The sequence below is a fragment of the Planctomycetia bacterium genome (assembly GCA_015200345.1).
Taxonomy (GTDB): domain Bacteria; phylum Planctomycetota; class Phycisphaerae; order UBA1845; family UTPLA1; genus PLA3.
Map to the genome: position 1 here is coordinate 1,661,157 of CP054187.1, position 25,425 is coordinate 1,686,581.

A 25,425-nucleotide genomic window follows, 5' to 3' on the forward strand; every position below is an offset into this window, starting at 1 on the left:
AAATCGCCAGGACGCTGAAACCCGGCATGGATTCTTTACGACTCGCTAAAAAAGGTCCTGCTCATCGGGTGGGACGCCGCCGATTGGAAAGCAATCCACCCCCTGCTTGACGCCGGAGAGATACTACAAGCTGTTCAAAACCCCCTCTCTCTTTCAGCGTGAGGGTCGGGGGTGAGGGTGAATCATTTCGGTTGAACTACTTTTCCCTCACCCAACCTCTCCTCCAAGGGGGAGAGGAGTTATGAAACCAGTTCTAGGCAATCAGGAAATTACCGGACCAACGATAAATAACATAATACAATACATAGACTTACAATCTATTGACCTGCGGCTCTCCCTTCGGTCCGAACGAGCCGAAAGCGATCAGAGATGAAAATCTTGTACTCCCGGGTTCCTCCACCGAAGTACCCGCAAAAAAAATTTAACTTGCCCCCCATGAAGCCTTGACTTCAAGACATCATTTGTGGTAGATTGCCGTTTGTGAATGGGGAGGAAGCACCCCAACAATAAAGAACCGAAAGGTATCGAACACAATTCTGGAGGAGAGAACATGAACAGTCTGCAAACCCTTCTGTCGAAGTTTGACAAGCGCTGGCTGGGTGCCGGTGCGGCGGCTGCCGGCGCTGCTGTTGCCACGCAGGCAACCGAGGCGGCCATCGTTCACACGCCGAACGCAAACATCAACATTCCTTCCACGACGGCGGGCATTTATCTGAACGTCGTGACGGGTGTGTTCAGCACAGCGCCTGCCAGTGCTCCGGGTTGGGACGTCAACCCGTGGAGCAGCTCGACGCTTAGCTATTTCAACCCGTCAGCGCCCTCCGGTGGCGTCTATGTGCTCCGCGTCGGTGGTGGCGCGGTCGGCAACCTGCCCATTGGCACGACCATCGGTCCGACCCCCGGCGGCGGCCGAACCTACGGCAGCGGTTCGGCACAGGTGACCGGCAACGATCCGCACATCCTCAACAGCGACCAGAACTGCATCGGGTTCCGCTTCCAAAATGAAGCCAACCAGAACCAGATTCACTACGGCTGGATGAGGATCTCGCTCGCCGGCGCGTTGAATGGGCAGCCCCGCACGATTACCGAGTACGCTTACGAGAGCGTCGCTGGCGCAGAGATCGGCTGCGGTATCGTACCGGAACCGAGCACGCTCGCCCTGCTGGCCCTCGGCGCGGTTGGTCTGATTCGCCGCCGCAAGTAATATCCCGTCGTAGCTCTATTGCCGACGGCGATGTGTTCGATATCCTTAGCCGGTGCTGTCCTTCGCGGGACGGCACCGGCTTTTTTTTGATCCAGCTTTTTAACTGGCGTTCAATGGTGCAGTGAATGGCGGCTCAACAACTTGCCCAGCGAGTGCTTCTCATCGGTTGGGATGCCGCAGACTGGAAAATCATCTCCCCGCTCGTCGATGCAGGCCAGATGCCGGCCTTGTCTGCCCTGATCGACGGCGGCACCATGGGCGAGATCGCCACGCTGAATCCGCCGCTCTCGCCGATCCTCTGGACCTCCATCGCCACCGGCAAACGCGCCTTCAAACACGGCATTCGCGGCTTCGTCGAACCCATCGACGCGGCCCCAGGCGTCCGCGCCGTCAGCAGCACCTCGCGATCCTGCAAAGCGATCTGGAACATTCTCCATCAAGCCGGCCATACGCCGCACGCCGTCGGATTCTTCGCCTCGCATCCGGCCGAGCCGATCCGCGGCGTCTGCATCAGCAATCAGTTCGCCGAATCGCCGCCGAAGAATCCCACGGACCCGTGGCCGCTGCCGGTGGAGGCCGTTCACCCCGCGTCGAAGGCGGATGCGTTCGGAGCGCTTCGCGTTCACCCGTCCGAGATCGGTGATGACGTGCTGCGCGAGTTCATCCCGCGGCTGGACGAGGTGGATCGAACGCGCGACGATCGTCCCGCAAAGCTCGCCGCCGCCCTCGCAAAAGCCGCCACCCTTCAAGCCGCGACCACGACGATCCTCGAAAATGAGCCGTGGGATTTCGTCGCGACCTACTTCGACGCCATTGACGTGATCTCGCACCATTTCATGCCGTTCCACCCGCCGCGCATGCCGCACATCGACGAGCGGGATTTTGAGCTGTATCAGCATGTCATAACGGGCATCTACAAGTTCCACGATCTGATGCTCGCGCGACTCGTCGAGCTGGCCGGGCCCGACGCCTCGATCATCGTCCTCTCGGATCACGGTTTTCACAGCGATCACTTGCGCCCCGTCGCCGATCCCGCCGCGCATCATGCATCTGATCCATCCGCGGACGCTGCGATGGACGCCGCGTGGCATCGGCCGCTGGGCGTGTTGTTCATGCACGGACCGCACGTTCGCAAGGACGATCGCATCTTCGGCGCGACGCTACTGGATATCGCGCCGACCATTCTGACGATGTTCGGTCTACCGGTCGGGCAGGACATGGACGGCAACGTGCTCGTGCCCGCGTTTGATACGCTGATCGAGATTGAGCGAATCGAAAGCTGGGACGCGGTCGAAGGCGACGCCGGAATGCACCCCCCCGGCAAGCGTGAGCAGCCGTTCGATCAGGCGGCTGTGATGCAGCACCTGGTGGACCTGGGCTACCTCGAAGCGCTGGATCAGGATGCGAAGAAGAACGCCGACGCGGCGATCCGCGAGGGCAATTTCAATCTGGCGATCAGCTACATGGAGGCCGGCAAGCTGAACGACGCGTGCCGCCTGCTGGAGCCGCTGCATGATGCCCATCCCGACGAGCCCCGCTACGCCACGCCTCTGGCACGTTGCTTGCACTACCTGGGCCAGCCGCAGCGGGCATCCGACATCATCGAACGGCTCGTCGCGCGGCACCCGGATCTGCCCGACGCGGCGCTGCTGCTGGCGGCCGTGCGGTTCAACCTCGGGCGACAGGAGGAGGCCATCGAGCTGCTGACGCACGCGGCGGCGCGCAATCCGAACGATGCGCGCGTTCACCACATGCTGGGCGGGGCGATGCTTAGCATGCAGAAGTGGAAGGAAGCGGAGGCCTGCTACCAGAAGGCGATTGCTCTGAACGAAGCCGACCATGAATCCCTGAACGGTCTCTCCTTCGCGCTGCTCAAGCTGGGTCGATTCGAGGAAGCGGCGGAAGCGGCGTTGCGAGCAGTTGGAATTCAGCATTTTTTCCCCGTGGCGCACATGCACCTGGGGATGGCGCTGACGAATCTGAAGGAGTTCCGCCGGGCGCTGGGTCCGCTGGAGTTGGCCGTGTCGATGCAGCCGAATCTGCTGGACGCGCATCGTTACCTGGCGACGATCCACCGGGAGTTGATGAACTGGGACCTGGCGAAGAAGCACCGCATCGCGGCGGAAGAACTGATGAAACACCTGCCGCCGCAGAATCGCTGACGGGACCGCTGCCGATCGGGATCAGTATCGAAACGCGGATTTTTTCTCATACAGCGCAAGGCGCTCGCGGAAGCGAGCCATCCGGCCTTGCGAGGCGCTGGTGGTCTTGAGGCTCAAGACCTCCTGCATGATCTGGACCGCGCGGGGGAAGTCTCCGGATTCGGCGTATGCCGCGGCCAGGGTGTCCAGCACTTCCGGGTTTTTGTGACCGGTTGCCTTGTCGGCCAGCATCGCCAGACGCAGGGCTTCGGCGCCCTGGCGAAGCGCCGCCTCACTCGAAGTCGCGCGAATCCACGCCAGCATGTTGGCGAGCGACGTGTCCCGATCGGCGATTTTTGTGTTGTCCCGGAAGAACTGCTGGGCGGCTTGAGCCGATTGGCGGTGCAACGCCTGCACCACACGCGACATCGCCCCGCGGACGACGCCTCCTTCATCCGTCTCGATGCAATGCTGAATAAGCTGGAACGCCTTGGCATAGTCGCCCTTCCTGCCCCAGCGTTCAACCGCGCCGGCGACCGTGCCGAGGGGATCCCGATAGCGCTCGGCCGACTGCGCGTAGTTACCGCGCGCCAGAACATCGGCAAACTTGAGGAACACACCCGGTTCGATCGGCATCAGCGGATCGGCCCGCCAGGCGCCGAGGACATACAGAAGTTTGCCGATCAGTTCGCAGTCGTACTCCTCGGGTGAATCGAACGCGCGCAGGGCGTTGGGATAGGACTTGCCGGCGGTCTCAAAATCATCCGTGAGGAGATAGGCCGCAACCAGCCCCACGCAGGCCCCGGGGTGTTTGCGTTGTCGCACAATGACTTGCTGGAAATAGTTCGGCGCATCGGAGGAGTGGTTGAGCAAAGCCACGATACCGGTTTGAGCGAGCAAATCCAGATCATCGGGCCGGTTCTTGAGGATGATCTTGTATTGCTGGGCGGCCTCGTCGTAGCGTTTCAACTCGAGCAGCGCCTGGGCATACAGTTGACGATTTTCATCGTCGCCGCTGAACTGCGAGAGGTAGTCCTTGAAATGCTTTAGCGCCAAGTCCATCTCTTGCCGGAAATAGTGAAGGCGACCCAGCAGCTTGTTGGCCTGATCGAGATAGCGAGGATATTTGCGAAGCTCGGAAACGACCGAGATCGCCAAGTCGAATTCACCCACGTCGATCAGCTGCGCCGCCACGTCCAGCAGCCATTCGGGCTGGGCGCCGATGCTCATCATGCGGATGTAGAGGGGATCCCGCACGACGGGCGGTTCGCGGCCCTGTTTTTCGGCATCGGTGTGAATCCCGGCGTTGACGCGGTCTCCCTTGGCCTCCAGCAACTTTGCCAGCGCTCCATGGGCCCGAGCGAACTTGGGGGCGCATTCCAGGGCTTTCTGGTAGTGCTTGATCGCTTCGTCGTTCTGCTTTTTCAGCCTTGCGCATTCTCCAAGCCCGAAATGCACACGGGGATCCTTCGGTGATAAACTCGCCGCCTTCTGATAAAGCACCTGTGCTTCATTTAGATCCTTCTCACGGATCAGATCGGCCAATCGTACGATGACCGCCGGATAGTCCGGGTCCATCCGGTAGGCGCTCCGGTAGGCTTCCACCGCCCGGGAGAACTCGTACGAATCCTCCAGCGCCATCGCAAGGTAATACTGCCACTTCATCTCATTGGGAGCCAGACGCGCAGCCCGCTCCAGGAACTGGATGGCCGGAGTAGATTTGGAGAATCGCTGGCAGAGAATCCCCACCTCGCCGATTTTCTCGGGGTTGGACGGGTCGGCCTGGGCTGCCTTGTAAGCATCTTCCAACAGCCGAGTATCTTCCGCCGGCAGTCCCAGGAGATCCACGACCGGCAGCGAGGAATCAGCCTTGGCGGCCGGGCCGGAGGATCCGGAACTCTCGGCGGGCATTGAAGTCGATTGAGCCTGCCCCCCCGCCAGCGCGCCCAGCCACGCAAACAGGATTCCGGCGTATCGAGCGGGAGGTTGAAATCGAACATTTCGTCCACGGAGCAAGAATCGCATTGGCATGGTGTGCGTCGTCATGAAAGACCATTGGAACTGCCGCGTTTCGACCGCCTTGGAACGGCCTGGCAAAGGCTGTGATTTTATCCGAACCGCGCGGGCAACGCCAAGAAAGGCTTCAGTTTGCCAAGCCCGGTCGAAGTTTGTGACGTTATTCACAAACCAGCCGATTCGCATTATAACGAAGCGAAATCGGCGCAGTTCTGCGGCAGCAGGACGGGACTCGCGCAGGTCTGGAGTGGCATGCCCAAGATCATTGTCGATGGCAGGGAAGTCGAATGCCGGGATCGCATCCCGGTGCTGCAAGCCGTTCTGGAGGCGGGGTGGGACGTTCCCCATTACTGCTATCACCCGGGTCTTTCCATCGTGGCGTCGTGCCGGCTGTGCCTGATGGAAATGAAGATGCCCAATCCGAAGACCAAGGCGATGGAATGGGCGCCTCGGCTGATGCCCAGTTGTCAGACGCCGGTCAAAGAGGGGATGGAAGTCCGGTTCGACTCGGAGAAGGTGCGTGACAATCAAAAGCACTGCATGGAGTACTTCCTGCTGAACCACCCGCTGGATTGCCCGGTGTGCGATCAGGCGGGCGAGTGCTATTTGCAGGATTACAGCCTGAAGTTCGGCGAGGCGACCAGTCGCATGGTCGAGGCGAAGAACAAGAACCCCAAGAAGGACATCGGCAGCAAGACCTTGTTGTACCAGGATCGCTGCGTGATGTGCTCGCGGTGCGTTCGGTTCTGCAACGAGGTGGCAGGCACGGGCGAATTGGCGATCGTGAACCGGGGGAGCCGGGCGGAGATCGACGTGTTCCCCGGCGTGCCGCTGGAAAATCGGCTTCAGGGCAACGTGGTGGACCTCTGCCCGGTCGGCTCGCTGCTGGATAAAGACTTTTTGATGGATCAGCGGGTATGGTTCCTTCGCGGGGGCGATTCGATCTGCCCGCTGTGCGCCACGGGCTGCGCCATTCGCGTGGATCAGAACAACGGCACGGTCTATCGCGTCAAGCCGCGCTTCAACCCCGGCGTGAACGACTGGTGGATCTGCGACGACGGGCGATTCGGCTGGAAATACGCGCACGATGAGAAGCGCCTGAATCAGTTGATGGTGCGGCGCGGCCTGGAGGTTGATTCACCGGAGTGGAGCGCGCTGCCGGGGATCGTGCGCGTGCGGCTGGAGTCGCTCGTGCGATCAGCGGGTGGCGAAAAAATCGCGGTGCTGCTCTCGCCGTTCATGGCGTGCGAAGAGGCATGGATGCTGGCGTCGTTTGTGCGGTCGATCGCACCGGAGAGCACGCTGGCGATGGGGCCGGTGCCGTATGAGGGCGAAGACGACACGTTCCCGAAGGGATCGAGCAACGGCGCGGCGGTGAAGTTCCGCGTGCTGGCAGAAAAATGCCCGAATCGCCGGGGAATTGAGATGATCCTCGCGTCGCTGGGCGGAAATCGCGCGACGTTCGAGGAGTTTACGAAGAAGGCGGGTGAAGGGGCGTTCGCCGGGGCGTGGATCGTCGGCGGCTATCCCAAGCCGTGGCTGACGAAGGAACTGGAGGGCGCGCTCGGCAAGATTGAGACAATTTTCGCGCAGGACCTTTTCCCGAGCGCGCTGACCGGCGCGGCCACGATCGTGATGCCCAGTTGCTCGTGGGCCGAGCGGTCGGGCACGTTCCTCAACGCACAGAACAAGGTGCAGCCGTTCGAGGCGGCGATCGCGCCGATCGAGGGTTGCCAGAGCGATGGACAGTACCTGCACGCGATCTGGGGCGGGCAGGGGCTGTATCAGGCGGCGAAGGTGCGCGAAGCCATGGCGAAGTCGATGCCGGCCTTCGCCTCGATCCATGTCCCCCCGCCCATGCCGGAGCACGCGCACTGATGATTGACGGCGTAAAAAACATCCTGGCCGACCAGTTCTGGTTCAGCCTGATTTTGTCGGGCGCGGCGCTGGGCGGGATCATGACGGCCGTGGCGTACGGGATTTTGCTGGAACGGAAGATCGCGGCGTGGATGCAGGATCGGTACGGTCCGAATCGCGTGGGTCCGTACGGTTTGTTGCAGCCGCTGGCCGACGGACTGAAGTTTCTGCTGAAGGAAGACATCATCCCGCGGAACGTGGATCGCGTGCTGTTCGTGCTGGCGCCGCTGGCGATATTTGTGGTGGCGCTGATCGGCTTCGCGGTGATCCCGTGGGGCGGGACGTTCAAGTGGCCGTGGATGGCGGCCGACGCCGCGCCGCTGAAGGTGCAGGTGGCGAGCATTGATATTGGACTGTTGTATATACTCGCGGTCGCGTCGCTGGGGGTGTACGGCGTGGTGCTGGGCGGGTGGGCGAGCAACAACAAGTATTCGTTCTACGGCGGGATGCGCGCGGCGGCGCAGATGCTTTCGTACGAAATCCCGATGGGGCTGGCGATACTGACGGTCGTGCTGACGGCCGGGGCGCTGCGGCTGGAGGATCTGGTCGCCTATCAGGCCGGGCACTGGTGGATCGTGGCGTATCACCCGTTGGTGGCGTTGATTTTCTTCACGACGGCGCTGGCGGAATCGAACCGCATGCCGTTCGATCTGGCCGAGAGCGAGCAGGAGCTGGTCGGCGGGTACCACACGGAATACAGCGCGATGAAGCTGGCGTTGTTTTTCCTCGCGGAGTACGCGCACATGATCACGTCGAGCGCGCTGATGGTGTGCCTGTTCTTCGGCGGCTGGCGCGTGCCGGGGTGGACGTGGCTGAACGAGGATCCGTCGGTGCTGGCGATGCTGGCGCGGGTCGGGGCGATGTCGGGCAAGATCTTCCTGTTGATCTGCGTGTACATGTTCATCCGCTGGACGATCCCGCGGTTTCGGTTCGACCAGTTGATGCGTCTGGCGTGGAAGAGCCTCGTGCCGATGTCGATGGCGCTGGTGGCGCTTCAGGGCGCGGTGATCTACTACGGTTGGCCGCAATGGTTCACGCTGATCGGCAACGGGTCGATTCTGCTGATCGGCGGCGCGGTGAGCGCGCTGGGCGGCAAGCCGATCACAGGCCGGCAGCAGAGCCTGGGTCCGGTGGGCCGGTCGCCGGGGCGGGAGGCGATGAGCCATGTCTAGCGGTCGGGACTGGAAACAGACAGACGTAGTTTATGTGACGCAGCCGCCGCTGTCGATGGGCGAGCGGTTGTACCTGCCGCAGATTTTCGGCGGGATGAAGACGACATTGCGGCACCTGTTCAAGAAGCGGCTGCGCGACGAGACGGTGGTGCAGTATCCCGAACAGAAACGCACGCTTCGCAAGGAGATTTATCGCGGCGTGCATCGATTGAATCGCGATGAGCAGGGCCGCGTGGCGTGCGTGGCGTGTTTCATGTGCGAGACGGCCTGCCCGGCGCACTGCATTCACATCGAGGGGGCCGAAAGCCCCTGGCCCGACCGCGAGAAGTACCCGATCCAGTTCGACATCGACGAGCTGCGGTGCATCTACTGCGGCATGTGCGAAGAGGCCTGCCCGGTCGATGCAATCGAGTTGACGCCGGAGTATCATCTGGTCGGCGGCTCGCGTGAGGAGATGATCTTCGACAAGGAAAAGCTGCTGATGGTGTTCGATCGAACGAAGGACGAGAAGCCGCGGAAGGGTCCGGCGATTACGGGGTATTAGTGCGTGTTTCCGCTCGCGCAGCCTTCGTGATGCGCGACTCGGCTTGGTGGCGCAGTGCAGCCTGAACTGGTATATGGCATCTATGTCGTGTCGGCGCTGGGGGCGCTGGCGACGTACCTCGCGTTGCCCAAGGCGAGCGGCGGCGTGCGCCGCGGCGTGCTCTGGACGCTGATGGCCATCGCGGCCGGCGCGGGGCTGATGCTGCTGGGTCGCATCCTCGGCGAGCAGGCGGGGCGCGTGTATTTTTGCATTCTGGCGGCGTTGGCGCTGGCCGGCGGCGTGGGCGTCGTGACGCACAGCCGCCCGGTTTATTCGGCGCTGTTCTTCATCGTGGTGGTATTGAGCACGGCCGGATTGATGTTTCTCGTTGGCGCGGAGTTCCTCGGCGCGGCGCTGGTGATCGTCTATGCCGGCGCGATCCTGGTTACCTACGTATTTGTCATCATGTTGGCACAACAGTCGGCCCCGACGACGGGCGGGCAGTTCGCGGCGGCACTGGATTACGACCGCTCGGCGCGCGAGCCGCTGGCGGCGATTCTCGCGGGGTTCGTGCTGGTCGGCGTCATCGGCGGCGCGATCGTGAAGCACGACTGGTCGAAGCTGGCGGCCGGTGCGGCGAAGTCCGCGGCAGCCGAAGGTTCCAGCAACGTGCTGGACCTTGGCGGCCTCCTGATGTCGCCACAGTTCGCAGTGAGCGTCGAGCTGGCCGGCGTGCTGCTGATGGTGGCGATGATCGGCGCGATCGCGATCGCGCGAAAGAAAGTGCCGCATGCAATGGAAGACGCGGGCGAGGAACGCCGCCCCGGCGAGATCGGGCGGCATGTGAAGCCGTTCTAACGATGACGCGCGCAAGGTCGTCCAGGGCCGCGGCCATTTAGCAGGCGAGCTTGCTCGCTGTGGATGAAGAAGACGCAACGACCGCACTGCTTGAAGCAGTGGCACACAATGAGAAGAGCGCGATGAGCAGTGCGACGGGATTGATGGTGCTGGGCGCGGCCCTGTTCGGATTGGGCGTCGTGGGATTTCTCACGCGCCGCAATCTGATCGTGATGTTTCTCTGCACCGAGGTGATGTTTCAGGGCGTGCTGGTGAATCTCGTCGCGATGGGAGTGGTCTGGAAGAATCTCCAAGGCCAAATGTTCGGCCTGTATGTGCTGGTCATCGCCGCGGTCGAGGCGGGTCTGGGCCTGGCGATCGTGGTGATGCTGTACCGCCGGCGCGGGACGCTGGACGCGGAGAGTTGGCGTGGGCTGCGCGGGTAGTTTGAAGTTGCTCGCCGGCGCGGCGGGCGATATCGCTGCGAGCGTGCTCGCGGCAAACGAGTGGAAGTGATGCATTTGAAACTGTGGGCCATTCTGGTTCCGATGCTGCCGCTGGCGGGCGCCGCCTGGGTCGGGCTGATCGGCTTGCGCGGGCTGCGCGACCGGTCGCACTGGCTGGTGCTGCTCGGTGTCGCCGGTGCGTTTGCCTGCTCAATCATACTGTTTCAGCGGGTCAGCGCGGTGGACCCGAACGATGCGCACGCAGTCGCTCAAATGGCGCAACCGCTCGTGATGTATTCGTGGCTAAGCGTCGGCGGCGGTTCGTGGCTGGATGTGTCCTTTCGCGTCGATCCGCTCACGTGCGTAATGCTGCTCACGGTCACCGGCATTGCCCTGCTGATCGTCATGTACTCCGTCGGCTACATGCGCGACCACCACGGCCACGCCGAGCGCGGCTACGAACGGTTCTTCGCGTTTCTCGGCTTCTTCGTCTTCTCCATGTGCATGCTCGTTCTGGCGGGCAATTTCCTGCTGCTCTACCTGGGCTGGGAACTGGTCGGCCTGTCGAGCTACCTGCTCATCGGGTTCTATTATCAAAAGCCCGAGGCCGCGGCGGCGGCGAAGAAAGCGTTTCTCGTCAACCGCATCGGCGACTTCGGCTTCGGTCTGGGCATCCTGCTGATCTATCTCACGTTCGGCTCGCTCGATTACCGAACGGTGTTCGGTTTTATCGAGCAGGGCATCAAGCCCGATGGCACGGCCATTGAGGCGTGGCGGCTGACGGCGATCCCCCTGCTTCTCTTCTGCGGCGCGATGGGCAAGAGTGCCCAGATGCCGCTGCACGTCTGGCTGCCCGACGCGATGGAAGGCCCCACGCCGGTCAGCGCGTTGATCCACGCGGCGACGATGGTGACGGCGGGCGTGTACATGGTCGCACGGTGCCACGTCATCTTTGCATCCAGCCAGTACGCGATGTGGGTCGTCGGTTCGATCGGCGCGGCGACGGCGTTGATCGCGGCCACCATCGCCCTGACGCAATTCGACATGAAGCGGATCCTTGCGTACTCGACCTTGAGCCAGCTTGGGTTCATGTTCCTGGCGCTGGGCGTCGGAGCATTCGATACGGCGGTGTTTCACCTGTTCACGCACGCCTTTTTCAAGGCGCTGCTGTTCCTCGCTGCCGGCAGCGTGATGCACGCGATGAACGGCGTGATCGACATTCGACGATTTTCCGGCCTGCGGCGCGACCTGCCCATCACGCATGGGACGTTCCTGGTGGGCGGTCTGGCGCTGGCGGGCTTCCCGTTGTTGTCGGGCTTCTGGAGCAAGGATGAGATTCTGCACGCGGCCCTGGGCAGCGGCGTGCCGTGGCTCGGCTGGATCGGCCTGTTCACGGCGCTGCTGACAGCGTTCTATACGTTCCGAATGATCTTCATGGCATTTTACGGCGCCAAGCGGCTGCCGGTCGAGGTGGAACACGCGCACGAAAGCGGCGCGTGGATGACGATCCCGCTAATGGTGCTGGCGCTTGGCGCGCTGGGCGTGGGTTACTTCGGCGTGACGATGCACGCGGGCGGCGCATTCGGCATGTTCGAGCCGCACGGCAGGTTTCACGCATTCCTCGCGCCGGTGTTCAGCGACTTGAAGACGATGGCACACGCCGCGGGACCCGGTGCGGAAGCCTCGCACGGCGGCGGGCACGCGCTGATGTACATCTCCGCCGGGCTGTCGATCTGGGGCATTTTCACGGCGTGGTTCTTCTACCTGCGCCGGCCGACGATCCCGCTGGCGATCGCGCTGTCGAGCGGCCCGATGTATCAATTGCTATATCGCAAGTACTACTTCGACGAGCTGTACGATGTTGGGATTGTCCGCCCGCTTCGGCGGCTCGGCGATCTCTGCTACGCTGTGGACCGCTTCTGCATCAATCTGATTCTGTGGGTTATCGCCGCCGTCCCCCGCGCGATCGGCTACGGTCTCAAGACGTGGCAACAAGGCGCGTTGCAGGGCTACGCCGTCGGGATGGTGGTCGGCCTCGCGGTGATGTTGTGGTGGATGGTGGCGGAGTGAGAAAAGGCGAAACGCAGGAAGTTGGGTGCATCAGGCACGCGACGAAAAGGAAGCTGAATGTCGTTTCTGGCAACTAGCTGGATAGGCGAGCACATCCTGTCGCTGGTGATTTTTTTCCCGGTGGCTTGCGCGATGGTGCTCTACTCGCGCCGCGCGTGGGAGCCGGCCGCGATTCGACGCTTCGCGCTGACGTCGTCCGTGCTCACGCTTCTGCTGGCGGTCGCCGCGACCATGCTCTATCTGGAAGAGAGTCTGTCGGCGCGATTCACCGGCGGCTACGGCCTCGTGGAGCGCGCCGATTGGATCATCGGACAAAGCGGCGCCGTGGCGCTGCAAATCCAATACTACCTTGGCGTCGACGGCATCAGCCTGCCGCTCGTGCTGCTCACGGCATTCCTGACGCCGCTGGCCATCTGGGGCAGTTACACGGGCATCGGCGAGCGCCACCGCGAGTATTACTCGCTCATGCTCATGCTGCTTGGAGCGATGCTCGGGGTGTTCTGCGCCCGCGACCTGCTGCTTTTCTACGTCTGCTTCGAGTTCACGCTGATCCCGCTTTACTTCCTGATCGGCATCTGGGGCGGATCCCAGCGGGCCAAGGCCGCCAATATGTTTTTCCTCTACACGCTCGCGGGCAGCATGCTCACCTTTGCGGGCGTGCTCTATCTCGGCTGGCAGGCGTCGCAGGCGCCGCTCGCGCCGGGCGGCACACACGCTTTCACGTTCGACATGGATGTGCTCGGCCGGCTCGCGAGCGAGGGGGTTCTGTCGCTCAACGCGCAATGGTGGCTGTTTCTCGCGTTCTTTGCCGGGTTCGCCATTAAGGTGCCGCTGTTTCCATTCCATACATGGCTGCCGCTGGCGCATACCGAAGCGCCAACGGCCGGCAGCGTTCTGCTGGCTGCGGTGCTGCTGAAGCTGGGCACGTACGGATTTCTGCGGTTGAGTCTGCCGATGCTGCCCGACGCGGCGCTGGCCCTGGCCCCGGCGATGGCGACGCTGGCCGTGGTGGGGATCATCTACGGCGCGCTGGCCGCCTGGGTACAGACGGATGTCAAGAAGCTCGTCGCCTACTCGTCCGTCTCGCACCTGGGCTTCTGCCTGCTGGGCATGTTCAGCCTCAAGATGGCCGGTCTGACCGGTTCGCTTTTGTACATGATCAATCACGGGCTATCGACCGGCGCGTTGTTTCTCATCGTCGGCATGATCTACGAGCGTTATCACACGCGCGAGATGGCCGAGATCGGCGGTCTCGCGCGCAAGATGCCCATCATGGCGTTCTTTCTGATCGTGTTCACGATGTCGAGCATCGGTCTGCCGGGGTTGAACGGCTTCGTCAGCGAGTTTCTCGTTTTGCTCGGCACGTTCACGTCGGCCAGCAAATCCGGCGGCACGCCGGTCGGTCCGTTGAAGCCGGTCTATGCCGTGTTCGCCGCGAGCGGCATCCTGCTCGGCGCGATTTACATGCTGCACATGGCCGGGCGCGTGCTGTTCGGCCCGCCGAAGGAGCCTGAACACGGGATGGATACGTCCACCGGATTGACGCAGGACCTGACGCGGCGCGAGGTGGGCATTCTCGCACCGATCGCCCTGGTGTGTCTGTTCCTCGGCGTATATCCCAGACCGGTCATGAACATGATGGAGCCATCCCTGAACGAAGCCGTGCTCACGAAGGTGCTGGGGCCGGCGAGCGAGGACGCCGCCGGCAATGCGCTCGCGGATAACAGCGGCGCAATCGCTTACCCGTCGCACTCGCGCGTGGCTGTGACAGACGTACCGACGGAAGGAGGCCGCCCATGACCTCCCTGCTGGCCATGCACCCGCTGCTGATGCACCTCATGCCCGAGGTGGTTCTCGTCTGCGGCGCGTCGGCGATCCTTCTCCTCGGCCTGGGTTCCGCCCAGCGCGGGAAGACTCGTTCAGCCGAGTTGGCCTTGCTCACGCTGCTGGGCGCGCTCTGGTCGGCCTATGTGATGGAAGACAATCCCCCGGCACCGGTCAGCGGGTTGTGGGAAAGCAGTCTCGTCTGGTACGCGCGCATGGTGTCGATCGGCGTGGGTGTGTTGATTCTCATGGTGAATCGCCACGTGCCACGCTCCGAGGAGAGCGCCGAGTTCTTCGCGCTGACGTTGTTCTCGATTGCGGGCATCTCGCTCGTGACGGTCGCGAACGACCTGATGCTGCTGTTCCTCGCGCTGGAGCTGGTCAGCGTGCCGACGTATGTGCTGGTCGGCCTGTCCCGACGATCGATTCATTCGCAGGAGGCAACGGGCAAGTATTTCTTCCTTGGAGCTTTCGCCGCAGCCATCACGCTTTACGGCTTTTCGTTTTTGTATGGCGCGGCCGGCACGATGCAACTTTTCAGCCGCAGCGCAAGCCAGCCATGCATCGCGTCGGTGCTCTCCGATCCGACCATGGCCTCCAACAAGCTCGTCATGCTCGGACTGGTGCTTTCGCTGACGGGGCTGGCGTTCAAGCTGGCGGCGGTGCCGCTGCATTTCTACGTGGCGGACGTCTATCAGGGGGCGGCCGCGCCGGTGAGCGGGCTGCTGGGTTTCGTGCCGAAGTTCGCGGGCGTTCTCGCGATCATTCGCCTGTTGAGCCTGACCGGCTGGGTCTTCGATCAGAAGCTATACGGTCTGCTGTGGGTCATGGCGGCCGCGACGATGCTGGTGGGCAACACGCTCGCGCTGATGCAGCACAACGTGAAGCGCATGCTGGCCTATTCCAGCGTCGCACACTCGGGCTACATGCTGGTCGGATTGGTCGCCGGGCCGGGCGTGGGCGAGTCGGTGGTGGCGTCGCCGCTGCGCAACGGACTGGTGGCGGTGTTGTTTTATGTCGCGATCTACGGCGTGATGAATCTTGGGGCGTTCGCGGCGCTGGCGTTTTTCCGGCGGCGCGACGAGGACGCCGACGAGGACCGCTCGGCCGAATCCGTCGAGGAGCTTTCGGGCGCGGCGCGGGAGCATCCGTGGGCGAGCCTGTGCCTGGCGTTGTGCGTGCTGGGACTGATGGGTTTCCCGCTGACGGCCGGGTTCCTCGGCAAGCTGTACATCTTCAGTTCGGCGATTTCGGCGGGCGCGGTGACGATGCGACACGATGCCATGCTGGGGCTGGTGATCTTCGGCGTGCTCAATTCGGCCATCGCGGCGGCGTATTACCTGCGGATCATTGCGGTCGTGTATCTCGGCAAGCCGGCCGAGGGCGGTCGGGTTGCGGGTTGCCACGCATTGAAGGGCGCGTTGGTGCTGTGCGCGATTGCAGTCGTGGGGTTGTTCGTGCGGCCAACGATTTTGTTTGAGCAATCAAGTCGCGCCGCCGAGGACGTGCACGTGGCCGCGCCGCACACGGCGGAAGCGGTGGCGGAGAGGCGCTTGCGAATAGCGAATAGCGACTAGCGAAAAAATGCAGAATGTAGATTTGAGAATGTAGAAAAGCGATACCGCTCCGAGCACCGACTTGGAATTTCGACCGTTTTCCTTTCGCTATTTGCCATTCGCTATTTCTTCAGAAGCTTGATCGGCGCGAAGGTTCCTCCCAGGATTTGCCTTGCGTTGGCCCCCAGCCAGTGTTGCAGCACCGTCGCATAGACCGCGCGAAAGTCGATCTGCCACTTCACGTCGCCGCGGTCCAGCTTGTTCGCGTCGAGACTTGGGTGTTGGCCGACCAGGCCCGGCTGCACGCCGCTGCCCACGACGAAGAGCGGCGCGGCGGCGCCGTGATCGGTGCCCTGCGAGGCGTTCTCCGCGACGCGGCGGCCGAACTCGCTGAAGGTCATGATCAGCACGCGGTCGAGCAGCCCGTCGGCTTTGAGCGATTGCACAAACTCGGCCAGCGCGTCGCCGAGCTGCGTCATGAGCTGCTGGTGCCGGCCAAGCTGGCCGGCGTGCGTGTCGAACCCACCGAGTGACACATAATAGACACGCGTCGGTAAATCAGCGGCGATCATGCGATGAACCATCGCCAGTTGCTGGCCCAATTGCCCGCCGTTGCGACGCACTTTCCCACCGACCGGGCTGCGACCCAGCCGCGCCGCGCGACCGCTCCCGCCGCCCGCGGCCTGTTGAATCTGCCGGGCGCTGGCTCGCGCGTCCATGGCCGTGCGCTGAAGGAATGCCAGCGCGCCCGCCTCGGTCAGGCGGTCGGCTCCTTTCGGAATTTCTACGGCTTCGTTCAATGCCTCGAAAGCCTCCTGCCCCGCACGCGAACCATCCGGCCCGCGCCAGGAGAGTTGATCGGGCTGGTCGAAGCTGACCGGGCTGAAGCGGCGGCCCTGCAAGGCCAGCGGCGCCTCGGTGGTCAGCGCAATGCCCAGTCGCGGATCGCACGGGTCCTTGCCGCTGCACGTGCAATCGAAGTACCGGCCGATCCAGCCGTCATGGTGCTGCCCGTTGGGCGAGGCGGTTGACCAGATGTCGGTGGCGACGAAGTGCGAGCGATCGGGATTGGGATAACCCACGCCCTGCACGATGGAGAGCAGACCATCGTCGAACAGTTGCTTCATCCCCGTCGCGGCGGGATGCAACCCGAGTTTGTCGGTGAGCTTCAGCGCGTCCTGCTTCGCGATGGCGATGCGCGGCCGGGCGCGGTAGTAAGCATCGTTGGTGTAGGGAATGACGGTGTTAAGTCCGTCGTTGCCGCCGGCAAGCTGCACGACGACAAGTATGCGCTGGTCATCGCGGCGGGCCGGTTTTTTGCCGCGAACGGAACCGGGTTCGGCCGCAAAAAGCGACGACGCCGTCGCGTCGATAAACGCCGGGACGGTGGCGGCGCCGGAGAGAAGCGTCAGTCCGCGAGCGATGAAGTCCCTTCTCGTATGAATCATGGGTTCAGACATGGGCAACCTCGCTTGAAATTTAGATTGGCGCCCTCGAGCACACTCGTGGCCTGTCGCACGCCACTTCTCCAATCTCCATTTTACATTCTACGCTTACCGTTGAACGGATTCGCCGCATGTTCCCGGTGCTTCAACTCAACTGATACTCCGGCATGCTGACGATCAGGTGGAGCAGGAGCCGGACGGATGCGGCGTCAATTTGGCCGCTCTCCGGGAGTTCATCTTTCAACGCACGAATGAGAATCTGCCGCCTGCCCTGCGCGATCTCGCGCTGGAGCAGCCGGCGAACGAAGTAATCCACGACGGCCTCGGGGGAATCGAGCTTGTTCGCGCGGATCATCGGGAGCGGATCGAACGGCGGTTGAGCGGCGTCAGCCAGCCTCGCGTCCATCGCCTCGCCGCCGAGCGTCGCCTCCAGTTGTCGGCGCATCGCGGCGCGCCGCGCGCGTTCGCGCGGGTTGTCGGTGCCGTCGAGAATCATGCCGACGAGGTTGTACCGGTTGAAGAGCGTGCTGGTGCTGATCCAGGATGCGCCGCCGTCCCAGCCCTTGACGTTGGGCGGCTGCATCAGTTGCTGCCCCATTTGTCGCAGGGCGACGTTGATCGCGAGCGTGTCGCGCGGTGGCACTTCCAGCATGCGCATCGTGCCGACGACGAGCTCCACCGGGCTTTTGATGTGCGTGAATCGCGCCTTCTCGCCGTAGAACAGATCGCTTAGAAACATCTCGCGCAGCATCGGTTTCAAGTCGTACTTGTTTTTTCGCAGCGTCCTGGCGAGCGCCTTCACGACATTGGGCGGCGGGTCCTCGTGCGCGAAGAACGTCCAGAACTTCGCCGCCAGGAACTCGGCCGTTGCCGGCTGTGCCAGAATTATGTCAACAATGTCGGCGGGGCCCCACGGCCCGGTGCGCCCCAGGAAGGTCTTCACGCCGTCGTCGTGCTGCCGGCGGTTGAAGGTCGTCTCGCCGGTCGCCGGATCGATCTGGATGCCCGTGAGCGCGCGCGCCGCCTCCTTGATGTCCTTCTCGGTGTAGTGCCCGCTGCCCATCGTGAACAGTTCCATCAGCTCGCGGGCGTAGTTCTCGTTGGGCTTGCCCTTTCGATTCTGCTGCGAGTTCAGGTACAACACCATCGCGCCGTCGGCCGTCACATCGAGCAACAGATCGCGAAAGTTGCCGGCGGCGTGTTTGCGGAACAGCTCGTTCTGCTGGTACAGCAGGTAGCTCGACTTCACCTCGCGAAAGCCGCTGGTGAAATGGCCGTGCCAGAAGAGGACGAGCTTTTCCTGCAACGGGCGCGGCGTGGCGACCATGGTCTGAATCCACCAGTCGAGCACGCGTGTAAGCTGCGCCGCCGACTCGCGCCGCAGGCGCATTTGTTCGCGCTGGCGCTCCTGCTCCGACATTTCCATGCGCGCCATGCGATCGGGCCGCGCCGCGCGCGCGACCTCAATCGGCAGCGTTTCGTCCGGCTCGTTCTCGTAATTCAGCAGATAATCGACGGCCTTGCGCCGGCCCATCTGATGCAGGAAGTCGATCTGCTCGGGCGTGCCGCCGAAGCCGGCGCGGCGAAGGAGGTGCGCGGCGTGATCGCGCGACCAGTCGTTGGAGGAATAAAGCTGGCCCGTCGGCGCAGTCCCGGCCAACGTCAACATCATGGCAAACATCATGTTCAACATGGGCGATTCCTCACATGGGCTGCCGATCATGACGCCAGAGGCCCCGCCGCCATGCCGCCCCTGGCCGCCAGCTCGCCCCCGGCGTCCTGCCACGCCAACAAGCCGATTTCGCATGCCATCGTGTCGTTCCAGCATGGCCATCAAAAGGGGCGCAGCCATGCTGCTCTCGATGCCCGGCCAAACGACCGCCATACGGTATTATTTCGGCCTCGCGGCGCGAGTTACTCTTTTGGCGGCAGAACGCGGCCCAACAAGGCCATGTCGTTCTGTTTACCGGTCGGAAAGATGGTGACGCTCAACGGGGCCGTCTTGAACTCCTGATCGGTCAGGAGCGTGCTGGCCGAGCCGGTCGTGTCCATGAGGGCGGTCACGTCGGCCACGTGATTGAGGCCGAGCAAGTGCCCCATCTCGTGCGCGGCGACGTTGCCGATGGCGACGCCGATGCCGTCGGCGCTGGGCCGGGGGTTAAAGGGGTCGTCGAAGTTGTTGGTAAAGACCAGCCCGTCGTCGCAGCGGTCGCGGTTAGCGGCGTCGACGTCCTGCGCGACGCCGAACTTGGTCTCGCTGAACGCGCCGAAGAAAATGGTTGACGTACAGACCGGCGGTGCCGGGTCGTCGGTTGTCACGATCACAAGACTCGTGTTGCGGAAGTTCTGCTGCACCGTCTCGATGATCTTCGCCTTGATCTGATCCGTCTTCCCGGCGTAGGCCGGATCGATGTTCGCGGCGTCGAACGGCTCGGTGGTGTACGTCCGATCACCAGGAATGGTAATCACGCCGCCGTCGAAATCGAGCATGACGATCTGCTGCGCCGGCGTGGGGATCGCCTGGCCCTTTCGCACTTCCACGTCTCCGACGTACGCGCCGGTCTGATCGCCGAAGAAGTATTTCGTGACGGCGAGGTAGTACGGCTCATCCGCGACCGTCACCACCTCGTCAATGTACGATTCGATCTTTCCGGCGGACAGGTCCAGGTCGTCGTTCAGCGCGAAGACCTCCTGCTGCGAATTGAAGATGCAAATGATCGGGTCGAGATTGCTGCCCGAGGCGGGGCGCACGCTGACGATCACACGATCACCGGGTTCAAGCCGGCCGAGGCTGTATACATCGACCTTGCCGTTCGTAATGTTGCCGGAGATCACGGCCTTGCCCTGCGCGTCGAGCGGCAACAGCGCGGCGGAATCGAAGTCTTTCCCCGGAGCGACGCCGCCGGGCAACATCGGAGCAAAGAGATCGCACCCCGCGACGAGCAGTCCGAAGGCCACGAATCCGAGCACTTGATTGCAGTGACCGCCGCGCCGACCGTTTTGATGTGAGCGTGGATTTGAAAGATTCAAGGCAACGCGCTCCGAATACCGGCGAGGGATCAGGCGAGGAGGACGACGCCCCATTATACGCGATGGCACCGGCGAAAGCGAGCAAACCCGGCGAGCCTTAGGGGTTGCTATAGGTGAAATTCACATGATTGACGCCGTGGCAGGTGAGCGTGCAGGAACCCTGGAATCGGCCCGTGTCGATGAAGCGGCGCTGACCGCCGACGATGCGCAAGTCAAAGTTGATGAGCGCGCTGTGGTTGGCCGGGCTGCCCGAGACACCGTGCGGCGCGTGGCACGACGAGCAGGGCGTGCGGCCGGTGACAACGTGCCGATTGTGGAAGCTGAAGCTCTGGTCGCCGAGGATGCTGGTGCGATCGTGGCAGCGATAGCACAGCGCGTAGGCCTGGGGCGATTCCATCGTGAAGTCGGCGGTTTCATAGTTTTCCACGAGCAGCCAATCGAAGCGTGAGCCGTGCGGCCCGTTCGGTCCGCCGCCGCCGAGGTTGCGCGCGTCGGGATTGTTGTGGCAGCTCTGGCAGCTCAAGACCTGGTGTGCGAATGGGTTGATCAGGCTGGGGACTTCGCCGGAGTTTCGCGCGGGGCTGACGACGGGATGAAGCGACGCGTTGGTCGGGAGGAACTGGCGGCGCACGTTGCCGAAGTTGTCACGCTGGCGGGGAATGCGGTCCTGCATGAACACGGGATTATCGCCGTGGCAGCGGAAGCAGACTTCGTAATAGTACCTCGCCCGGTCAGTCGGCGTACCGGCGACGGTGACGCCCTTCACGAACTCCATCGGCGGCGGCACAAGCACGCCGCGCGGCTCGAACACCGGCACGAGCGAGCCGATCGGGTTGTCGCGCACGGCATGGGGATTGTGGCAATCGACGCACTCGCTGTGCGGAGGCATCGCCAGGTGATTCTCCGCCGGGTCGTGCAGGTCGAGCAGGCGATTGAATCGGTGCGCGCTACGCAGGTTCAGCACGCCCTGGATGTCGCGCCCGTTCAGGCCATTGTGGCAACTGATGCATAGCTCGCTGGGCCGGTCGTTCAACAATCGCTCGCGGTGCTGCGCGTTGTGCGACGTATGGCATGAATAGCACGCGGCGTCGGCCATGGTCGCGAACGGCAGGGCCTCGCCGTTGGTGACGGTAACGGGCACCGAGCGCGGCGCAAGGGCGTGAGCGCTCATCTGCCAGCCGTCCATTTTGTGGCAGGTGTTGCAAAGCGCGCCCTGTCGCTGGGTGACGCGGAGAAAATCGCCCAGCTCGTTGTTATGCGGGTTGTGGCAGGCGGTGCATTCCATTTCGCCACGCTCGCCGAGCTTGATGCGCTGGGAGACCAGGTCGGGCGAGCGAAGCTGGTGATCGCGCGCCGCCAGTTGGCGATCAAATCGGAAGCCGATCGGATGATCGTCGGAGAGATCGTTCGTGAGATTCGAGCGACCCGAGGTCAGGAACGGCTGGTTCATCGGAATCGGATCGGTCGGCGGGCGACTCAACACCATGCCGAGCGCGATGGAGCCGTCGTGGCAGGAGAGGCACATCTTGCTCGGCCCGCCGGGTTGATCGATGCGGGCGTCGGTCGTGCTGCTCTGGTAGATGCGATAGTAGGTCGTGGGGTTGTAGCGGTTCCAGAGCGGGGCCTGCGGGCTGGCGTTGTGCGGCGTGTGGCAGAAGATGCAGACCTCGCCCTCGTCCAGCGCGCGGATCGTGCCGGGTCCGGTGGCCGAGAGATTGTGCACCGAGTTGACGACGCTCTCATCGGCGCGGGCGGTGTGCGCCCATGCGGTCGTCAAGAACAAGACCATCGTGAGTCGTGTCGTTTTCATGGCACGTTTTGCGTCGTCGGGGCATCGCCCGCTCCGAGAAACTGAAACACCTGCACCCGCCGATTGTACGTATCGGCGATCCAGATACGATCCCGCTCATCAATCGTGATGCCCGACGGCAGGTAAAACTCACCCGGACCGAGGCCCTCCTGGCCCCAGGCCATCAGCAATCGACCGTCGCGCGAAAAAATCTGCACGTTTTCGAACTGATTGTCCACGACGTACACATGGCCCTGCGAGTCGAAGGCAAGGTCGCGCGGCATCGAAAAATCTCCCGCAGCGTCGCCCTTCCGGCCGAACATGCCAAGCGGCGAGCCGGTCTCGGCCAGCAACTGAACGCGGAAATTCATCGAATCGGCCACGGCCATTCCGTAACGCGGATCAAACGTCAGGCCTGCGGGATAATTGAACTCGCCCTGCGACGCGCCGCGCCGGCCGAGCGTCCGCTTCCGGGTGCCATCCCCCCCGATCACGTGACACACGTGGGCCGCGGAATCCAGGACAAACAAATCGCCGCTCGCCGGATGCACGGCAATGGCTGACGGCCGCTTCAATCCTTCGATGACAAGTGTTCGCCGATATCGACCATTCGAGTCAAACTCGAACACCCCGGGGCGTGCGCTATCCGCGACGAACAACGATTCACCGTGTAGCGCCAGGTCGATCGGAAACCCAAACGGCGCGCCGCCCGCCGATGTGATCGTCTGAAACTCCCGCGTTGCCACGTTCAACCGATACACAGCTCGCGCCTGGCCATCCGCCACGAAGACGACCTCCCCGCGCGCGGCGACCGCCGTCGGCGTCGAAAAGTTTGTCACCGGCGGCGGGCCTTCGAGGGCCGATTTGACGGCGGCCCAGCCGGTCGGGCGACGATCCAGCGACTGCTCACCGATTAATTCGCCGATGTAACGGATGCGCGGAACATCGGGCGCCTTCGGCCAGACGATAGCCGGCGCGATGTCAGGAAAAACCGGTTTCTGGGGGCGCTGACAGGCCGCCATCGCGCCCAGCGCGAGGAAAGCCCAAACAAAGCGAGTGCGGTGCTGCCGATGCCCCGCCGATGAAACGCAGGCGAGACGCCCGTGCCACAAGTTGCCTTCGCGCGTAACCCATCGCATCGTCATGATCGCGGCTTTCCGATGATCGGTATCTCGCGGCGGACCTTGACCCACAGCGCGGCGGTGTTGTCGGTGCTTGTCGGCAGATCGAGCATATCGTATTCGGCTTCGACCAGCAGCGTGAACAGCCCCAGCTTCCACGAGACCGACGCCGTCAGGTCCACGCCGTTGGTCTCGCCGAAGAGGGAGTCGTTCTGGAAGCGGTAGAGCGCGGTGGCGTTGGCCTCGATGCTCGGCGCGAACGTGTAGCGATAGAACGCGCCGAGATCCAGCAACGTCGTATCGCGCGAGTCGAAGTTCTCGTTGCCATCGAAGCGAAAATGCGAAAGCGCTCCGCGCAGCGCCGCCTGCTGCTTCAGATCCTGTAACACCGTGACATCGCCGGTAAAGTGCCCAGCCTGGTACGGATCGATGCCGTCGTGGTTGTACTCGTATTCCGCCGACGCGGCCCAGCGGGGCTTGCTGATCGCGACGCCGAGCCGGTGGCGGTTGATGTCGCGTTCCTGAAAAACGAGATAGCGATCATCCGACAGGTCTTCGTCCTGGAGCGACAGAGCGTAGTACGGCTCGATGCCGTTCTTGAACCGGTGCGCCAGGCGCAGATCGATGCGATCGCGCGTCGTGCCGTAGTCGTTGAACGCGCGATACGAGTACGTCACCAGCACGGTCTGACCATCGACGATCATGCCGGTCGGGTTTCGCACCAGTGACGTCAACTCGCCCTGCTTCACGATGGCGTAGTCGCGCCCGGCGAGAAACAAGCGCGACCGGTCAGCCGCCATGACCACGAGTGTCGCGAGGTTGATGTTGCGCTGTGCGAGATACACCGGCAGCGGATCGCGGAAAGTAAGCGTCTCTTCAATCGTGATACCGTCTCGACGACCGTCGGACGTACGCGTCTGCGAGTGATGGTACGACAGATTCGCGCTGGACCGCCCCCAGGCGTTTTCCTTTGAGAAGGTCGAATTGAACATCGAGCCCCATTCGGTGGCGTCGGCGTTGCGGTCGGCGCGCTGCTCAAGGGCGTACAGGTTGATCGTGTTGGTCAACGATTTGAACAGCGTATGGGTCAGGCCGGCCTCACCGCGGAACGTCTCGGTCGAGAGGTCGAAGTAATTCTGCTTGAGGTACTGGGTGCGAAAGAGCGAGAAGAGATCATCGGTGTGCTGGAACCGCAGTTGCGGCGCGACTTCGACGGCGTCGCGCGGGAGATCGCCGCGCTCCTCCTCGACGCGCACGAACGTATCCAGCCGGCTGCGCCGGTCCTCGCCGAACTGGATCGCATCATTCAGGGCGAGGTAGTTGCGCGTCGTGGTGAACGAGTCCCGCGTGCCGGAGTAGCGGTCGTTGCGGTTCTCGTACTCGTAGTTGATGTTGAGCGAATGGTCCTCGGTGGGGTTCCAGGTCGCTTCGTAGCGCAGCGTGTCCTCGGCGAGTTCCTCGTCGTCGGTCAGATAGCGCGAATCACTGGTCAGATCGTCGTACAGGTGATCAAACGTCAACTGCATCGGCAGCTTCGGATCGTTGAAAATCAGCGCCGCGCCGTAGCGCTCCCGCGTGCGGTCCAGGCTCGGCAGAAACGGCCGCTGGAGCCGATCCCGCAGTTGCGAGGCATTCGCGGTCGCGGAGAGCCTGCCCTGCGGAAAAGCATGCAGACGAAGGTCGTACTCCAGCAACGTGCCGTCCGGATCGCGCGAAAGATCAAATCCCGGCCGCGATTCCTTGTAGTCCTCCTGCGAGAGTCCGCCTCGAATCATGGCGTCGTACAGCAGCACTTTTTCGCTGACGATGCTGCCGCTGGAGGAGAGGCCGAGGTATTCTTCAAATCGCGTGGACCGGTTCTTCTGGTCGTAGCGCGCGAAGGGCCCGCCGATGTCGGTGCGGACGGTCCGGCGCATGGCCTCGAAGTTCGCGCCGAGTTCAGCCGTCAGCTCCTCCACCTTCAGGAGGGGGCCGCGCGGCGATTGCAGGCTCAAGGGACCGGGCGACTCGGTCGTGGATTCGCCGGCCGACCCATCCGCTGCATCGGCTACGGCATGACGCGCCTCGCCGCTTGAAGCATCTGCCATCGCGGATGCAACGCATCCAACGAGCAGCAGGACGGCGACAAGGAACAGTGCTCTGCGAATCAGCATGACCTGGAACCGGGCACGACTTGCGACGAGCCGATACTGCTTGAGTCTGGAGCGTCCGGCTCGGGCATCTCGCCTTGACGCCGTCAGGCAGGTATCCTACCGAGGCGCTGGGTTTGCGTCGTCGAACTTTTCGATGAACGCGCCTCGCATGCGGTCTGCAACCCGGCCACTTTCCTGCGAG

17 protein-coding genes are annotated in these 25,425 nt (G+C 63.0%); 10 read left to right on the forward strand and 7 right to left on the reverse strand.

What is annotated here, in order from left to right; all coding sequences use genetic code 11:
- Positions 1-550 precede the first annotated feature (550 nt).
- The gene (locus HRU71_06855) at positions 551-1,204 is read left to right on the forward strand and encodes a PEP-CTERM sorting domain-containing protein (protein ID QOJ03223.1); all 654 of its coding nucleotides are present in this window, start codon (positions 551-553) and stop codon (positions 1,202-1,204) included.
- A 125-nt stretch (positions 1,205-1,329) separates the two neighbouring features.
- The gene (locus HRU71_06860) at positions 1,330-3,366 is read left to right on the forward strand and encodes an alkaline phosphatase family protein (protein QOJ03224.1); all 2,037 of its coding nucleotides are present in this window, start codon (positions 1,330-1,332) and stop codon (positions 3,364-3,366) included.
- A 21-nt stretch (positions 3,367-3,387) separates the two neighbouring features.
- On the opposite strand, the gene HRU71_06865 is transcribed toward HRU71_06860, so the two are convergent.
- Entirely contained in the window at positions 3,388-5,376 is a 1,989-nt protein-coding gene (locus tag HRU71_06865; protein QOJ03225.1) for a tetratricopeptide repeat protein, read from the reverse strand.
- A 237-nt stretch (positions 5,377-5,613) separates the two neighbouring features.
- On the opposite strand from HRU71_06865, the gene HRU71_06870 reads away from it, so the two are divergent.
- From HRU71_06870 to HRU71_06905, 8 genes are all read left to right on the forward strand, one after another.
- Positions 5,614-7,239: a (2Fe-2S)-binding protein gene (locus HRU71_06870; protein ID QOJ03226.1), complete on the forward strand. Its 1,626-nt coding sequence runs from the start codon at positions 5,614-5,616 to the stop codon at positions 7,237-7,239.
- Positions 7,239-8,450 carry an NADH-quinone oxidoreductase subunit NuoH gene (gene nuoH / locus HRU71_06875; GenBank protein ID QOJ03227.1) on the forward strand — a complete coding sequence of 404 codons (1,212 nt, stop codon included), beginning with the start codon at positions 7,239-7,241 and terminating at the stop codon, positions 8,448-8,450. The genes HRU71_06870 and nuoH overlap by 1 nt, the downstream gene beginning before the upstream one ends.
- Positions 8,443-8,994, forward strand: coding sequence for an NADH-quinone oxidoreductase subunit I (locus tag HRU71_06880; protein ID QOJ03228.1), 552 nt, complete (start codon positions 8,443-8,445; stop codon positions 8,992-8,994). Before nuoH ends, HRU71_06880 begins: the two co-directional genes overlap by 8 nt.
- Positions 8,995-9,048: 54 nt before the next feature.
- Positions 9,049-9,831 carry an NADH-quinone oxidoreductase subunit J gene (locus HRU71_06885; GenBank protein ID QOJ03229.1) on the forward strand — a complete coding sequence of 261 codons (783 nt, stop codon included), beginning with the start codon at positions 9,049-9,051 and terminating at the stop codon, positions 9,829-9,831.
- A gap of 122 nt (positions 9,832-9,953) precedes the next feature.
- On the forward strand, positions 9,954-10,256 hold the full coding sequence (gene nuoK / locus HRU71_06890; protein ID QOJ04942.1) for an NADH-quinone oxidoreductase subunit NuoK: 303 nt from the start codon (positions 9,954-9,956) through the stop codon (positions 10,254-10,256).
- Between the two features lie 69 nt (positions 10,257-10,325).
- Positions 10,326-12,326: an NADH-quinone oxidoreductase subunit L gene (nuoL, locus tag HRU71_06895; GenBank protein ID QOJ03230.1), complete on the forward strand. Its 2,001-nt coding sequence runs from the start codon at positions 10,326-10,328 to the stop codon at positions 12,324-12,326.
- A gap of 57 nt (positions 12,327-12,383) precedes the next feature.
- The gene (locus HRU71_06900) at positions 12,384-14,126 is read left to right on the forward strand and encodes an NADH-quinone oxidoreductase subunit M (GenBank protein QOJ03231.1); all 1,743 of its coding nucleotides are present in this window, start codon (positions 12,384-12,386) and stop codon (positions 14,124-14,126) included.
- Complete coding sequence (locus HRU71_06905) at positions 14,123-15,727, forward strand: NADH-quinone oxidoreductase subunit N (protein QOJ03232.1); 1,605 nt, start codon at positions 14,123-14,125, stop codon at positions 15,725-15,727. The genes HRU71_06900 and HRU71_06905 overlap by 4 nt, the downstream gene beginning before the upstream one ends.
- A gap of 101 nt (positions 15,728-15,828) precedes the next feature.
- Here the strand turns inward: HRU71_06905 and HRU71_06910 are convergent, their stop codons facing one another.
- From HRU71_06910 to HRU71_06935, 6 genes are all read right to left on the reverse strand, one after another.
- Complete coding sequence (locus HRU71_06910; GenBank protein ID QOJ03233.1) at positions 15,829-17,166, reverse strand: DUF1501 domain-containing protein; 1,338 nt, start codon at positions 17,164-17,166, stop codon at positions 15,829-15,831.
- Between the two features lie 130 nt (positions 17,167-17,296).
- Positions 17,297-18,844, reverse strand: coding sequence for a DUF1800 domain-containing protein (locus tag HRU71_06915; GenBank protein QOJ03234.1), 1,548 nt, complete (start codon positions 18,842-18,844; stop codon positions 17,297-17,299).
- A 221-nt stretch (positions 18,845-19,065) separates the two neighbouring features.
- Entirely contained in the window at positions 19,066-20,109 is a 1,044-nt protein-coding gene (locus HRU71_06920) for a matrixin family metalloprotease (GenBank protein QOJ03235.1), read from the reverse strand.
- 169 nt (positions 20,110-20,278) lie between these two features.
- Entirely contained in the window at positions 20,279-21,991 is a 1,713-nt protein-coding gene (locus HRU71_06925; protein QOJ03236.1) for a hypothetical protein, read from the reverse strand.
- Positions 21,988-23,115: a 6-bladed beta-propeller gene (locus HRU71_06930; GenBank protein QOJ03237.1), complete on the reverse strand. Its 1,128-nt coding sequence runs from the start codon at positions 23,113-23,115 to the stop codon at positions 21,988-21,990. Before HRU71_06930 ends, HRU71_06925 begins: the two co-directional genes overlap by 4 nt.
- Entirely contained in the window at positions 23,112-25,244 is a 2,133-nt protein-coding gene (locus HRU71_06935) for a hypothetical protein (GenBank protein QOJ03238.1), read from the reverse strand. Before HRU71_06935 ends, HRU71_06930 begins: the two co-directional genes overlap by 4 nt.
- Between the last annotated feature and the right edge of the window lie 181 nt (positions 25,245-25,425).